The organism is Neobacillus sp. 19, from assembly GCF_049463095.1.
Taxonomy (GTDB): domain Bacteria; phylum Bacillota; class Bacilli; order Bacillales; family Cytobacillaceae; genus Neobacillus.
In genome coordinates this window covers 249,780-263,576 of the sequence record NZ_JBMPZU010000019.1, presented here as the reverse complement: position 1 = coordinate 263,576, position 13,797 = coordinate 249,780, and the positions used below count along the sequence as shown (strand labels likewise).

At 40.0% G+C, this 13,797-nt stretch carries 18 protein-coding genes; 5 read left to right on the top strand and 13 right to left on the bottom strand.

All coding sequences use genetic code 11. From position 1 onward, the window contains the following. Nucleotides 1-103: 103 nt before the first annotated feature. Nucleotides 104-589, top strand: a complete 486-nt coding sequence (leuD, locus tag ACO1D1_RS05205; RefSeq protein WP_423335192.1) for a 3-isopropylmalate dehydratase small subunit — start codon at nt 104-106, stop codon at nt 587-589. A 42-nt stretch (nt 590-631) separates the two neighbouring features. On the opposite strand, the gene ACO1D1_RS05200 is transcribed toward leuD, so the two are convergent. The 6 genes from ACO1D1_RS05200 to ACO1D1_RS05175 form a co-directional block, all read right to left on the bottom strand. Further along, on the bottom strand, nt 632-1,108 hold the full coding sequence (locus ACO1D1_RS05200; protein WP_423335191.1) for a CBO0543 family protein: 477 nt from the start codon (nt 1,106-1,108) through the stop codon (nt 632-634). Next, nucleotides 1,105-1,569, bottom strand: coding sequence for a CBO0543 family protein (locus ACO1D1_RS05195; RefSeq protein ID WP_423335205.1), 465 nt, complete (start codon nt 1,567-1,569; stop codon nt 1,105-1,107). Before ACO1D1_RS05195 ends, ACO1D1_RS05200 begins: the two co-directional genes overlap by 4 nt. A 144-nt stretch (nt 1,570-1,713) precedes the next feature. Continuing rightward, nucleotides 1,714-2,025: a DUF3892 domain-containing protein gene (locus ACO1D1_RS05190; protein WP_149868931.1), complete on the bottom strand. Its 312-nt coding sequence runs from the start codon at nt 2,023-2,025 to the stop codon at nt 1,714-1,716. A 135-nt stretch (nt 2,026-2,160) separates the two neighbouring features. Continuing rightward, nucleotides 2,161-3,270, bottom strand: a complete 1,110-nt coding sequence (locus ACO1D1_RS05185) for a DUF4030 domain-containing protein (RefSeq protein ID WP_423335190.1) — start codon at nt 3,268-3,270, stop codon at nt 2,161-2,163. Beyond that, nucleotides 3,260-3,838 carry an RNA polymerase sigma factor gene (locus ACO1D1_RS05180; RefSeq protein WP_423335189.1) on the bottom strand — a complete coding sequence of 193 codons (579 nt, stop codon included), beginning with the start codon at nt 3,836-3,838 and terminating at the stop codon, nt 3,260-3,262. The genes ACO1D1_RS05185 and ACO1D1_RS05180 overlap by 11 nt, the downstream gene beginning before the upstream one ends. Nucleotides 3,839-3,962: 124 nt before the next feature. Further along, nucleotides 3,963-4,679, bottom strand: a complete 717-nt coding sequence (locus tag ACO1D1_RS05175) for a VOC family protein (protein WP_423335188.1) — start codon at nt 4,677-4,679, stop codon at nt 3,963-3,965. Nucleotides 4,680-4,822: 143 nt separating this feature from the next. Here ACO1D1_RS05175 and ACO1D1_RS05170 point away from each other — a divergent pair, with 143 nt between their 5' ends. Continuing rightward, on the top strand, nt 4,823-6,373 hold the full coding sequence (locus tag ACO1D1_RS05170; RefSeq protein WP_423335187.1) for a glycosyl hydrolase family 28-related protein: 1,551 nt from the start codon (nt 4,823-4,825) through the stop codon (nt 6,371-6,373). Here the strand turns inward: ACO1D1_RS05170 and ACO1D1_RS05165 are convergent. After that, nucleotides 6,364-6,954 carry a DUF1836 domain-containing protein gene (locus ACO1D1_RS05165; RefSeq protein WP_423335186.1) on the bottom strand — a complete coding sequence of 197 codons (591 nt, stop codon included), beginning with the start codon at nt 6,952-6,954 and terminating at the stop codon, nt 6,364-6,366. The genes ACO1D1_RS05170 and ACO1D1_RS05165 overlap by 10 nt on opposite strands. Nucleotides 6,955-7,084: 130 nt before the next feature. Here ACO1D1_RS05165 and trhA point away from each other — a divergent pair, with 130 nt between their 5' ends. Together trhA and ACO1D1_RS05155 are read left to right on the top strand one after the other, a co-directional pair. Beyond that, nucleotides 7,085-7,732 carry a PAQR family membrane homeostasis protein TrhA gene (trhA, locus tag ACO1D1_RS05160; RefSeq protein WP_423335185.1) on the top strand — a complete coding sequence of 216 codons (648 nt, stop codon included), beginning with the start codon at nt 7,085-7,087 and terminating at the stop codon, nt 7,730-7,732. A gap of 134 nt (nt 7,733-7,866) precedes the next feature. Further along, the gene (locus ACO1D1_RS05155; protein ID WP_223820907.1) at nt 7,867-8,688 is read left to right on the top strand and encodes a YitT family protein; all 822 of its coding nucleotides are present in this window, start codon (nt 7,867-7,869) and stop codon (nt 8,686-8,688) included. A 37-nt stretch (nt 8,689-8,725) separates the two neighbouring features. On the opposite strand, the gene ACO1D1_RS05150 is transcribed toward ACO1D1_RS05155, so the two are convergent. The 5 genes from ACO1D1_RS05150 to ACO1D1_RS05130 are packed head-to-tail and all read right to left on the bottom strand — an operon-like array spanning nt 8,726 to nt 11,634. Further along, on the bottom strand, nt 8,726-9,103 hold the full coding sequence (locus tag ACO1D1_RS05150) for a DUF488 domain-containing protein (RefSeq protein WP_149868923.1): 378 nt from the start codon (nt 9,101-9,103) through the stop codon (nt 8,726-8,728). Continuing rightward, nucleotides 9,103-9,333, bottom strand: a complete 231-nt coding sequence (locus ACO1D1_RS05145; RefSeq protein WP_149868922.1) for an excisionase family DNA-binding protein — start codon at nt 9,331-9,333, stop codon at nt 9,103-9,105. Before ACO1D1_RS05145 ends, ACO1D1_RS05150 begins: the two co-directional genes overlap by 1 nt. 23 nt (nt 9,334-9,356) lie before the next feature. After that, a complete protein-coding gene (locus ACO1D1_RS05140; RefSeq protein ID WP_149868921.1) occupies nt 9,357-10,292 on the bottom strand; it encodes a dipeptidase in 936 nt (311 codons plus the stop codon). A 24-nt stretch (nt 10,293-10,316) separates the two neighbouring features. Further along, nucleotides 10,317-11,282 (bottom strand): bile acid:sodium symporter family protein, encoded by a 966-nt coding sequence (locus ACO1D1_RS05135; protein WP_423335184.1) that lies wholly within the window; start codon nt 11,280-11,282, stop codon nt 10,317-10,319. Nucleotides 11,283-11,301: 19 nt separating this feature from the next. Continuing rightward, nucleotides 11,302-11,634, bottom strand: coding sequence for a rhodanese-like domain-containing protein (locus ACO1D1_RS05130; RefSeq protein WP_149868919.1), 333 nt, complete (start codon nt 11,632-11,634; stop codon nt 11,302-11,304). Nucleotides 11,635-11,840: 206 nt separating this feature from the next. Here ACO1D1_RS05130 and liaG point away from each other — a divergent pair, with 206 nt between their 5' ends. Continuing rightward, entirely contained in the window at nt 11,841-12,716 is an 876-nt protein-coding gene (liaG, locus tag ACO1D1_RS05125) for a LiaG family protein (RefSeq protein ID WP_423335183.1), read from the top strand. Between the two features lie 42 nt (nt 12,717-12,758). On the opposite strand, the gene ACO1D1_RS05120 is transcribed toward liaG, so the two are convergent. Continuing rightward, nucleotides 12,759-13,697 (bottom strand): COX15/CtaA family protein, encoded by a 939-nt coding sequence (locus tag ACO1D1_RS05120; RefSeq protein ID WP_149868918.1) that lies wholly within the window; start codon nt 13,695-13,697, stop codon nt 12,759-12,761. Nucleotides 13,698-13,797 lie beyond the last annotated feature (100 nt).

Genomic DNA, 13,797 nt, shown 5'->3' with positions numbered 1-13,797 from the left:
TGTCATCTACTTCGTTCGGTTGTGCAAGCCGCCGTATGCGGCCCAAACCCAACAACCTAGATAGGCGTTTTCGCATTTATCGTGAAACGCTTTCGCGTTTTGCGTGCGCCGCTTCATTGGACAATTTTTATTTTATCATTGGCGTTTTGATGATAACGGAAACCCTCGTCCCGAATTTCCCTTAAATGATGCCAAATACAAAGATGCGTCTATTTTAGTAGCCGGTGAAAACTTTGGCTGCGGCTCTTCTCGTGAGCATGCGCCTTGGGCTGTTCAGGACTATGGCTTTAGAGTCATTATTGCACCAAGCTATGCCGATATTTTTAAAAATAACTGTGTGAAAAATGGCATCCTTGCGATTCAAGCAAGCGAGGAACAAGTTCAAGCTATTATGAAAAAGGCAGAATCCGAGACTTATGAATTAACAGTGAACCTGGAAGATCAAGTGGTCACCGACAATGAAGGTTTCGAACTTACATTTGATATTGCACCATATCCGAAAGAAATGCTGCTTAACGGCTGGGATGAGATTGGGGTTACCTTAACGTACGAAGATAAAATTAAGGAATATGAGTTTTCAAAAAAGTAGCCTAATATAAGGAGCTTGGAAAAATCCAAGCTCTTTTTATTTTCACTCCAATTCTTTTGATAACCCATTGAAAAACCAAACACAAAAGGCTCGTGTCATGAAAAATGTGATACATAATGTACTCCATGTCCAATACCAGGTCCAATGGATATACTGGATCAAGTCGGTCTTTTTTTCTAGAAATATTTCCGGAATGGTTAGAATGGTACAAAACATAAAGTAGTACATAAACTTATATAATGCATTATAGGAATTAGGATAAAATGCATTGAAAATACCGCAAATCACCGGATAGACAAAGTACTCAAAAGTAAAGCTTGATCGATTAATATCTGAAAAAAGTCGGACAGGGTACGATAGTAAATGATATTCAACTACGAGTAAACCAGCAATCCAAGTAATTATTTGATTGAAAAAAAATGCAACAATTGCGATTCGTCTTTTGTTTTTTGGAATAATAAATATCAATCCGCTGGTAACAAGCCACACAGAAATTAAAATAATCGATTCAGTTTTCACCTTGTGATCTCCTTATCACTTCGAAACAGCGATTTATCTTTGAAAAACCTTTTATAGAGATAATTTGAAATAGCAAATAAACAAAAAAAGTCCAACCACGTCCAATACCATGCATAATGGACATATTCAATCAAGTCCGTATACCGCTCAATCAAACCATCGATCACTGTTAAAAATGATACCCAAATGGACAAATAGAAAAATCGATAGAAATAGTTTACTTTGGGCTCAAAGTTGATATAAAACCCACAAATAATCGGATAAAAAAAATATTCAGTCGTGATTAGCAGGTTGGTGGCATATGGAAATTCTCGAGCCGGAAATGAAAGTAAGTCAAACTGTACATGAAACATAGAACTTATCCACATAAGGGATTGGCAAAACAGGTATGAAAGAATAAATCTTCTCCTGCGATTTTTCGGAATAAAAAAGATAATGGAAAGTAGACCAATAACCAACATAAGAACGATAACGATATTATTAATTGACATACTTGGAATCCTTTCAGGGGAATATTCCCTTATAATTTGCTAAAAAGAATAAAAATAAAAGCCTTACCCCATTTTATTTGGAGTAAAGCTTTTTGCAAATCACCTTGATAATCGCTAGAATTCCGGCAATTGATCTAGATTATTTTCTTTAATCCCATCCGGCTCGCTGCGGATAATGTCCCTCCCATATTTGTGAAAAACATCGATATGGGCTATCTTCCCTGCCTTCGCCTCAGCAAGTGCCGTTAAATAATCCAGTTCCCTCCCTGTATTTGTTTTAAAAGCAATTAAATCACCGTCATCATTTTTCCTGACTGCAACAAATTCTTCTTTCCCATCTAGATTCGGTTGATTCCCTTCCAGTTGTGCCTGTTGCTCCGTTTGCTGCTTGTATTGGTTGTAAATTTTTTCAAAATCTTGTTCCATTCAAATCCACCTCCGAACACTCGTTAGTATTTTTCTTTTTACAAAATATATCCAGGGATTTAAATTGTCAAAAACTGTTCAATAAAAACAATTGATTTATTCTATCGATTGAAACGGTGCCCACGATGAGCGGCTTCATTTATTCAACGTTTTCTTATCCTTACTTGTAATGATGATTTCGTACGGGTCATCCTTTACTTTTTGCCAGATTTCCTCTGAATGGATGAAGTCTTCAGCCATGGCATGAAGGTCCTTCGCTAGTTCATCTGTTTTCGGATCGGTACTCAGCAAATTCATGCGAATTTTAATTTGCATTTTTTCCCCATCAATACTTTTGTAGCCGACACCGGAAACATGATATTTTTTGTAAGTCATGAATTCATGGCCAATTCCCGAAACGGCATTTGACCAGCGGCTGTAATGCTCTCTTTTCGCAAGATTAAAGGTTATAGTTTTAACCGTAACGGATTCTTTCCCTGCAGCTTTTAACGCATTCTCTACAGCATTTTTGATTTCAGCTATTTTCTCTTTACTTTCTGTATTAGGAAATTCAAGCTCAACTTTGTCCGGACCGCCGCCCCAGACGTTTTCATATCCAAAAGATTTTAAAACAGGCTCGACAATTTTAAAAATCTCATCCGTTTCCTTTGTGATTCGATCCTGTTCCTTCTTCCAATCTTCCGGTTCCTCAACAAATTTTCTTACTTTAACATAATAATCCTCAATTCTCGTACCCTTATATTGTTCACCGTGTAGTATGCCAAATGAAATTTTTTCAATTCCGGGCTTCATCTCCTCTATTTTCTTATCAGAGGCATTTAGAAAGATATAAACCCCTTCCTTATTCCCGCCAACATGCTCCCGTACCTCTTTTACCGGATACCCCTTTTGTTTCAATTCCTTCGTAATTACCTCGGAAAGATTGACATAACGATCATAGATGGAGCTAATTGGCGGGATTTTAGCCAGTATTTTTGCCATTGCCGGTGAAATGAAGCCGGACCCCATAAAGAGCAGCAAGCTGGCTGCGGATGCAAGCGTGAAGGCCGCAATCTTTTTACCTAAAGTCCATTGTTTTACCAACCTCTTTTGAAATTGATCCCATTCTTTATCCACTTGTTCAATTCTATGCTCATCAAATTCGCCTTCCCTGTACCTTTTAGGAAGTTCTTTTGTAAATCTTTCAAAAGAGATTGGAACCCGGAGCTGATCAAGAATCCGATCTTCTTCTTTTTTATATCCCATGTGACTTCACCTCCAGAGGATACCTATCGTTCTTTTCCATGATTTCTCCAAGTTTTCTTCTTCCACGCGCTAATCTTGTTTTAATCGTGTTACTATTTTCACCCAGAATGAGGCTAATCTCTTTAATCGGCATATCTTCATAATAGTAAAGCAAAATTGGAATACTTTGCTCTTTAGGAAGACTAGAAATAAGGACAAGCATTTCATTCATATTTTCATTTTGGATTGCACGTTTTTGAGCAGATTCCGAAATCATTTTCGCAAGTGCCTCAGGGTTTTCTTCAATATCGGCAGCATGGAAACGTGTGTTTTTACGGTAAATATCGATCGCACGAGAATACACTAGCCGGTAAAACCACGCCTTAAATTTGCGAATTTCCCTTTTTTTCATAATGCTAATGTAGCAGTCTTCTAGTGCATTTTGGACGGCATCTTCAGCCAGGTCCTTTGATCGGAGAATGAGATAAGCTGTTTTATAAGCAGCAGACAATAATTCTTCCACGAGCAGACTGAACGCCTCCCCATCACCTTTACGGATTCGATCCATCAATTTTTGTTCGTTGTTCAATTGAGAGGCCCCTCTCTATACTGTGTTCAATAGTATGTCGTTTTCACCATATGTTTGGTTTCACTTTTAATAAAAATAACCGGGACTTTTGAAAAAAATCCCGGTTAATATACTTGCTATGCAATTATCGGCCGCTGTAAATACCAATCGCATTTCCATCAAGGTCAAGGAATTGGGCAAAAGTGCCGCCGCTTGGAATCTCCGTTTCTGGGATGATGACTTTCCCGCCCAGCTCGGCTACTTTCTCTAAACTAGCTGCCATGTCCTCCACTCGAATATAAAGTGTCAAATATGGTGGTTCCTCAAATGTCCAATTGAAAAGGTGGCCGTCTAAGCCGGCGTCTTCTGCAGAGATGCTCATGATTGGACCATCATCGGTAATCCGCCAATTGAATACAGACTCATAAAATCTTTTGGAGCGGTCTCCTTCTCTAGCTGCAATTTCAAAGAACCCAATTTGATTCACTTCAATTACGGGTTTGCTTTGACTTTCGGTATGGGTAGTGCCCTGGTAAGCGCCGATGATGATCCCATCCGGATCAACGAATTGAGCAATCGACCCGCCAGTTGGGACCGCCATTTCCGGTAGAATTACCGTCCCACCCATTTCCTCCACCTTCGACAAACATTCCTTAATATTTTCAACATTTATGTAGATACTGACATGTGTTGGATGGCCTTTATGCGGCCATTTAAGAATATGACCGCTCAGGCCTGCGCCGGAAATTTGCATTAATGGTCCTACATCCGTAACTTTCCAATTAAACAGACTCTCGTAAAAGTATTTCGCCGTGTTTCCGTCTCTTGTTGCGATTACAAACATCTTGATCGTATTTCCCATTCTTCCAACTCCACTTCCTATTAACTTCTAGTCTTAGTTTACAGTATAAACATCCGCTGCAAATGCTTAAACTTCGACAAAAAGGGTACTTTTTCCTTTATCCCATGTTCACGCTATAATACTTGTATACAGGAGTGATAAAAATGACCGCATACGATAAAACCCACGACCCTGGGAAAAATAAAGAACTGCTGACGCAAATTACCGGAAAACAACTAGATTTGAGGCAAGTAATCAAAGAAACGGAAGATTTATTTGAAAAATGCCTTCTTGTCTCTCATTCTCCGATTCTTGAAAAAGGACAGCCGCTTTCTTTTTCAGAAAAATTCAAAGAAGGCTTATTTCGTCTGGCAGCAAAGCGTTCGCAGATTTTGGAACCGACACGAATCCTTGCCGATGGTGAAGGAAATGTCGGTCCCGCTTGGAAGGACAAGCTTGATCAAGAATACACCCAGTTGTTAAAACACATAACAAGGGAAGTAAATATCGAGGATTTTGGTGCGGTTGGGGACGGAAAAACAGATTGTACGGCTGCTTTTAAAAATGCACTTGGCAAAGGTCATGTAAAGGTTATTGTCCCCTCTGGAGTGTATGTCACAAAAGAAGTCCGCTTGCCGTCCTGGACATGGCTTGCCGGCTCCGGAAAAGTTAAGACAACCATTAAGCTTCATGACCAAGCTCCAAAGGGCAGCCGCATCATTACAAACGCTCATCATTGGAGCGGGAATCATCATCTGCTTGTTGAAGGAATGAGTTTGGATTGGAATGTGGAGAGACTTGGCAATAAGGCAAAAACAAGTACATGGGGCAATCATTCAAGCTGCCTGACCTATGCAAATGTGACCTATGGCTGGGTGAAGAATGTCGAGGGGATTAACCCGGGGCTTCATTGTTTTGATATCTCTTCGACACAGTACAATTATGCCGGTGATGGGTACCGAGCCCGGGGCGGAAGCAAATATGTCTGGCTCGACCGCTTAACCGGATATGGCTTCGGGGATGACGGAATCACGACACATCATAGCGATTATATCTATATTTCCAATTCCCATATGTGCGACCCCAGCGGACGGGCTCACAAGAAGGGCTTTTCCAATTCTAACGGGATTGAGGTCGATGATGGTTCACGAAATGTGTTATTGGTGAATAATTCTTCTGCCAGGTGTTTTGGCGGGGTGGAAATTAAGGCCCACCAAAATTCCTCGGCGGCCTCCAATGTCCAAATTGTTGGGCATATTTCTGTTCATGATAATCGGGCCTTTAACTTCCGCCATATCGGGCATCACAAAATCGCAGACGCTGAATCAAAATCAGCTTTCAATATTATTGCCGTTAATCTAGCAGTGATCGCGCCCATTTTCACTGAATTATATAAAGATTCTACGCCGCGGGGGATGGTGGTTTCCGCCTATAAAAATGTCGTAATCAACCATTTCACCTTGATTGGCGATCCCGATTATGATTTCAAAAGAAATCCAATAATAGCACTTCAATATCGGGCTAGAAATGTGATCCTACATAATATTACAGCTGCAGATTTTTATAGGACCGGTCCCGTGATCAAGATTTACGGGGGTGAAAATCGAGCTGATTCTATTCAAATTCATAATTGCCCTTCGGAGAAAATCGAAGTCGGGGCAGGTGTACAGGATTTTTCGCTAGAAAACCAGGGAAGCGCCAACGTTTACTTTTGACGCTTTCCTTCTTTTTCAACAACGATCTCATCTACCAGCTTTTCGGCCACTCTACGATATAAATTACTCATATGAACAAGCGATGAGATCATCAAAACCTGCTCAAGGTATTCCGAACTTTCCTTTTCAGTCAAAGCAATTTCCTCTTTAACTTCTTTTATCCTTTCCTCAATGTCCACTTTAAAATCGGCCGTATTTTTACTGGCCAGGTGCAAGTAGCTTGAATAAAAAGCATCTAACTCCATCTCTTCATTGATAATCTTTTTATTCAACCCACTAAGAGTTACCTTAATATCATTGATCGAAAGCGCCCCTTTAAGCTGATAAATCAGGCTGATTAAAATAAGATGCTCTTTGGAATACTTCTTATTTTGAATGGGAAACATCAGCTTCCCCTTGGCATAGTTATTAATCATCGTTTTCGTCAAAACCTTTTCTTCTTCGTTCCGTTTTGATGCGTTGAATTTATTTTCGAATAATTGAATGACTTGATCCATATACAGGTCTATCTTTGGAATTTCATCCAAGCTTAAACTTGTTTCCAGACCAAGTGAATCGATAATCTGTTTCATATTTTCCATTATAAAAAACCCCGCAGTACTTATAGATAATTTTATTATACATGATGAAATAAACATTGACTAGGTTTCATCTTACTAGTATCATTATAAGTAGTTACAAAAACTACATGATGTGTTAGGGGGATTTCAATTGAACAATTATATTCGCGAACCGATTAATGGATTAACCCATTTAGCAGGAGCTCTTTTTAGTTTTGTCGGACTGCTTGCCATGGTAATTAAAGCGGCGATGACGACACCTACCCCGCTTACACTTTCGGCCGTTATCATTTTTGGAGTGAGTATGATTCTGCTTTACTCGGCATCTGCCACCTATCACATGGTCATCGCCCGCGCTAATGTCATTGCCTTTTTACGGAGGCTTGATCACTCGATGATTTTTGTGCTGATCGCCGGTACGTACACCCCTTTCTGTTTTATTAGCTTGAACGGAAAAACAGGTGCGATCCTATTTTCGATCATCTCTGGTGTAGCCATCAGCGGGGTTGTGTTTAAAATGGTGTGGTTTAATTGCCCGCGCTGGATTTCAACTGCCTTATACATCGCCATGGGCTGGATGATTGTGTTTGTTTTTTCACCCTTAACAGGAAGTTTAAACCCAGTCGGTTTGTTTTTACTCATCCTAGGAGGAATCTTTTATACCATTGGCGGAGTCATTTACGGGGCTAAACCGAAGTTTTTAGAAACGAAGTATTTGGGCTTCCACGAGATTTTTCATATATTCATAATGCTGGGCAGCTTAGCGCACTTTTTATCTGTCTACCTATACGTCATTTAAAACTCCTCAAATGAGGTGTTTTTTTATCAACCACAAAATCTTTTTAACAATCTAATGACATTAAAAATATCATATTGACTCACACTAAAATGAAGTGTTTAATAAAAAGCACAGAATTAATAGAGGTGTTTCAATTGTTTCGGTTACTTTTTCAAATCATCGTCATTGGACTATGCTCCATGCTTTTTGGATTTGCCTTTAATACCTTTCTTATTCCACATAAGTTGACGTCAGGTGGTGTAACAGGCATCGCCTTTTTTATTCACCATTATACGAATATCAATACCGGTTGGGTAATTTTGGCCATTAATATTCCATTATTTTTATTAGGTATGAAATTCTTAGGAAAACGATTTGTTTTGCTCTCTGGTTTCGCTGTTGTGGTTTTATCATTTAGCATGAAGTTTATTCCGATTCATGCGATTAGCCCTGATATACTTCTTTCATCGATTATTGGCGGTGCCCTTTACGGAATTGCCGTAGGGATTATCATTCGCCTTGGCGGCTCAACCGGAGGTACAGATATCATCAGTCTCACCCTTGCCAAGCAAAAAAACATGCAAGTCGGCTTTTTAAATACATGTATGAATCTATTAGTGGTGGGGATTTCCGGGCTGATTTTCGGCTGGAATATTACGCTGTATACCATTATCGCCATTTATGTAGCCGGACGTGCTGTGGATATGGTTTACACCACGCAGAACAAATTAACCTTAACAATTGTCACAGAGAAATATGAAGAGCTTAGTGAGGCCTTACTCCGGCTGCATTCCCGCGGCGTTACAATAACGGATGCGGAAGGTGCCTACACCCATAAGCCGAAAAAGGTGTTAACGACCGTGATTACCAAGTTTGAACTAAATGAAACGAAGCATACCATTAGAACAGTGGATGCGAAGGCATTTGTAAACATCATGCAAACCATGGAAGTAATGGGGCGTTTCCGAAAGGACTAAGAAAAGCAGCTGAGCTATTTTCCGCCCAACTGCTTTTTTACTGTATAGTATCCTCTAACCTAGTAAGTTCCTCCATTAATACTTGAGCATGGTTATAGACCGGATCCTTCGCACCATAAAGAAGTGTTACCCTTTCCACTGCCGCAATCTCAAAAATTTGCCCGATAAGCTCCTGCTTTTGATCATCGCTGAGAAGTTCATTAAGATATTTCTCTTTAAATTCCTCAAACAGCTCTGGTTTATGGCAAAACCATTTGCGAAGTTCGGTGCTTGGAGCGATCTCCTTAAACCAATGGGTTAACTTCAAAGCCTCTTTAGAGATTCCCCGCGGCCACAACCGGTCGATTAAAATTCGGCAGCCATCATTCTCATCAAAGGGTTCATAGACTCTTTTTAGAAAAATAGTCGTTACCATTAATCCTCGTCCTTTACGTCGATGCTATCCGGAATTGGTTCGCTTAGGATTTCTTCAATCAATTCCTTGTATTTTTCCACCTGTTTCAGATGAGTGTTGAATTGGTCTTTGTAAATTAAATAGTCGCTGCCATCAAATAAGGCGCGAATTTTTTTTTGCTGGATAAGGCTTTTAACGGTTGTCTCTGGTACCGATAAATAGTCTGCTGTTTCTTTTATTGTAAGGTACAATGGATTATCTCCTTTATAACAGTTTATCTTCCGATCCCTGGCCGATGGTTTAAGAAGTTTTCGGAAGCAAATCCCCTCACTTCTTCCTCTTTAAAATGCTTTAACAGTTCATTTATGAGATTTTGGCTCATAGAGGCATCTGCTAAATCAGTTACAAAAGTGGATATTCCATCGAAATCAGAGCCTAGACCAAGTTGCTTTACGCCTCCTAGTGAACAAAAATGATCAATATGCTTCACAAGGTCGTTAATAAAAACCTCGCCAGATTCTTTAATAAATGGTGGATGATACACAACGTGAATCAGACCGCCTTTGGCAAACATCGCTTCCGCCTGTTCATTTGTTATGTTGCGCGGATGATGACATAGTGCCCGCGCATTGGAGTGGCTCGCAATCGGATATTTGGCTAATTCAATGACCTCCCAAATTCCTTTATCGCTTAAATGCGATACATCAGTCAGGATTTGATGTTCGTTATTAAACTCTACAATCTCTTTTCCAAATACCGTTAGTCCCCCACCTCGCGGTTCGCCGGCACCGTCCGCGGCAAGATTTGCTTGGTTCCAAGTTAGACCAACAGAGCGAACCCCGAGCTGGAAAAGAATATGGAGCTTCGATAGGTCGTTTCCAATGGCATCTACACCTTCCAACGTTAACATTGCACCAATCTGGCCAAGTTTTAACCGATCAAAATCAGACCATTCCCTGATATGAACCATGTCCGGATTTTTCCCCAGCACTTCTTTGTAAAAATAATCGATTTGCTCAAGTGCGACTTGAAATTTCTGATCTCCCTTAATATCTGGTTCAATAAAAATCGCAAAGCATTGTACCTTGACTTTGCCTTGCTGCAACCTGGATTTATTTGTAAGTAATTCCGGTGCATCCGCAAATCGTAATGTCCCATTGGCTTCTTGAAGCTTCATCAAAGCATCACAATGGAGATCGATAATATTCAATCCAAAAACCCCTTTTGGCTAAATTTATAGAGCAACTGATTCTTGTTCATGGACTTTTTTATGGTAAAAGCGATCGAGGAAATATCCATTCGTTGAGGCAAGGATTTGTTGAAATAACATGCCAACAACCACTGGTACCGCAACTGCGGCCGGAAAAAAAGAGACTGCCAGTACAGCACCTGCACTAATATTTCTCATTCCCCCTGAAAAAGTCAATGTGATTACCGTGTCCCGATCTCGTTTCATCAGCCTCCCTAACAGGAAGGAAAACAAATACCCTGTTAAGGCGATAAAAAAGACGGTCAAGGCAATACCAACAAGTTTCAAATTGATATGTTTTAAATAAGGAGCGACGACTGAGCCGTTCAGCATAACGACAATACCAATGCATATTTTTGAAATAGGAGCAAGCCGGGAACCTACTTGTTCATTAATTTTCCCCTTTGTGGCTTGGTTTAATAGCATGCCGATAAGGGAAGGAATGACAATCATCCCCAATAATCCTTTCATCATACTGATGAAGTCCAGTTCAACCCGTTGACCGACAAACAACGAAAGTGAAAGCGGAACTAGGATTGGCGAAAGCAATGTATCAATCAAGATCACTGCCAGCACTAAGGGAATATTGCCTTTATAGATGGAAACCCAAATAAAGCTTGTGACACCTGTTGGGATAACCATTCCTAAAATGAGTCCGGTGATCGTGTAGGCATCACCTGAAAAAGCGATATGCCCAACTCCCCAGGCCCATAGGGGCATGAGGACATGCAGGATCATCATCGCTAATAAAATGGGAAACGGATGGATCATGACCTCTTTTAATGATTTGAAGTTAGAACTTAAACTTCCAGCGAAGGTCATAAAGGCGAAAATCCACGGGATTAAATAAGAAAAATCCTTCAGATAGGTACTGAGCAGCACACCCAATACCACGCTAACCGGAGTAATGAAAGGCATAATTTTTTCTAGTTGTTTATTTAATTTTTGCATGATTAGAGGACTCTCCCCATCAATCTTCCAGTGAGCTCAAATATGCTTTCCACGCTGTAAGACCTCCATCCAACACAGTCACATGATACTTGTGTGTGTCTAGAATAGCCGCACATTTTGCTGCGGAATTCCCTGTTGTGCATGTGACAATCATTTCCTGATCTTTTGGTAAGGAAATCTGCCCCTCTTCTTCTCCATCTAGTTGAAAAATAATATTTTTAGGAAGATTAAGGCTTTCCTTTATATGAAATTCATTGAATTTTTCTTCTGCTCGGACATCTAATACGACTACCTTTTCACCACTTTGCAATCTTTCATGGAGCTCTTTTGGTGTAATCTTTTTGTTTGTCATTTCTTGCACCTCCAAAAACAAGAATAACACAATTTCTTTAATATGAACGATAAAAATCTTTCGCTATTCGAAAATAAAGTAGTCGTTGAACCATTTAATACACCTTAAGTCTTAGATAAAAATAAATCTCCGGTACATGGAGGAAACCTGAAGGATTTATTATCCTATATATAGAAGGAGTACGAAAGAAAAGGGGATGTTAAAAAATGAAAAGAATATTGGTATTGCTATTGGTAATAACCGGATTATATATAGTGTTCAATCAGGCCCACCGCTTTGAAATATTTGGTGCAAGCAATGGCAGTAATTCAAACGGGCAAGCAGCCATTACCAATGCTACCGAGGTAATAAAAGTAGATGTATCAAGTGTTAGTACAACAATTATTCCGGAGGATCGCTCCAATTTAAAGGCTGTTTATAATGGGAAGCAAACATTAAAGGTTACAGAAATGGGAGATACAGTGGAGGTTTCCGTAAAAAGCAAGGGATTTAATTGGTTCAACTGGTTTACGTTTTCAGAAAAGTCTCAGTTAAAGATATACATTCCTAAAGATTACGACCGAAATATGGTGATTGATTTGGGTTCAGGAAATTTACATTTGTCCGGTCAGTCTAAAGAGAAGCCGCTTAAATTAGATGAAGTAACCGTTGATATTGGTTCTGGTAACATGACTTTCAGAAATCTTATCGTAAACCAATGGAAACAGGATGTAGGCTCCGGTAATGTAGAGATAGATTCACTTAAGACGGAAACAGGTACCTTTGACCTTAGTTCCGGTAACCTTGAAATTAGGCACTATACCGGTGCGATTGAAGCTGATGTTTCATCTGGTAGACTAACTCTCCAAATGGACCAATTGGAAAATTCAGTAAAAATTGATGTAAGCTCTGGGAATGTGGGGCTTGATTTACCTGATAACGCGGACTTCACTCTTAACGGCGATATTAGCAGCGGAAACATTTCTAGCGATTTTCCATTGACTGAGAAAGAGCTTAATAAGCACAGTATTCAAGGTAAACATGGATCTGGTAAATATGATATCGACCTTGATGTTTCTAGTGGAAATATTCGGATACATTAATAAAAAGCGTGTGGATGCCATGAAATCCACACGCTTTTTGTATTAATCGAGACTCTCTCTGCCGCTATGCCATTTTCTGCTAGTCATAATGCTAGAGCTTGTTTTCATCAGCCCATTCCCGGCGTATATCCTTGCCTCACTTATAACAGCAAACAATCCTGTTGCAACTGCAAGGTGCAGCACGGCCCATGGAATATCAATAAATGTCACCACAAGCGCTGCCCCGATCACAAGTTGAATAAGTATTGTCAACGTTCCTAGTGCAAGACGCCGCCGAAGACTTCTCCCCCATCCTTTTCCATATGCCCAGCAAGTCAGTAACAGAATATAAATGGTAGAAATAACCGCCAGCCCTCGATGAATCGTTTGTAATAGCTCCGGAGTTGATAAAGGAAAAAAGGATTGTTTGCAGCCAAACCACCCACAGGCTAAGCCGTAGGATTGATGCTTTATATAAGCACCAAAAGCGAGTGTCACCAAAAGGAGAATGAGTAAAATATTGAGATGTCTAATTACTCCCCTATCCATTCCTTTCATAAAATGAATGGGCTTAGAACTGTCCTCAAGACCAGGATACCTCCAGATCCAAATTAAGCACGCAAGAAATAGCATGGCCACGATTAAATGAATCGTAATAATCAGCGAAGGCAAATCACGTACTACCACAATTGCTCCCAAGAGCACTTGAAAAATCAGCAATCCAAGCATAAAAAAAGCCACTAAGCGGGCAGTAAATTCAACCTTTGTGCGGATGAGCTTAAAAAATAACCAGACGGACAGCACCCCAAGGACTGCTCCAATAACCCGATGGGCAAATTCAATCAATGTATCCCCCTTTAAAGTCGGAACCACATCCCCATTACATAATGGCCACTCCGGGCCGCATCCCATTCCAGAATTTGAGGAAGCCACATAGCCTCCAAATACGATTAAGAAATAGGTTAATAGAATGCTGATGAAAGCTAATCGTTTAATTGTCACCTTTTCCCCTCCTGATTTTGAGAAAATTTCGAATTCAGTTACAATTTACCAGAAATGGACAATCATTACGGTGATTTGAATCACGTTTCTATTCGAAATT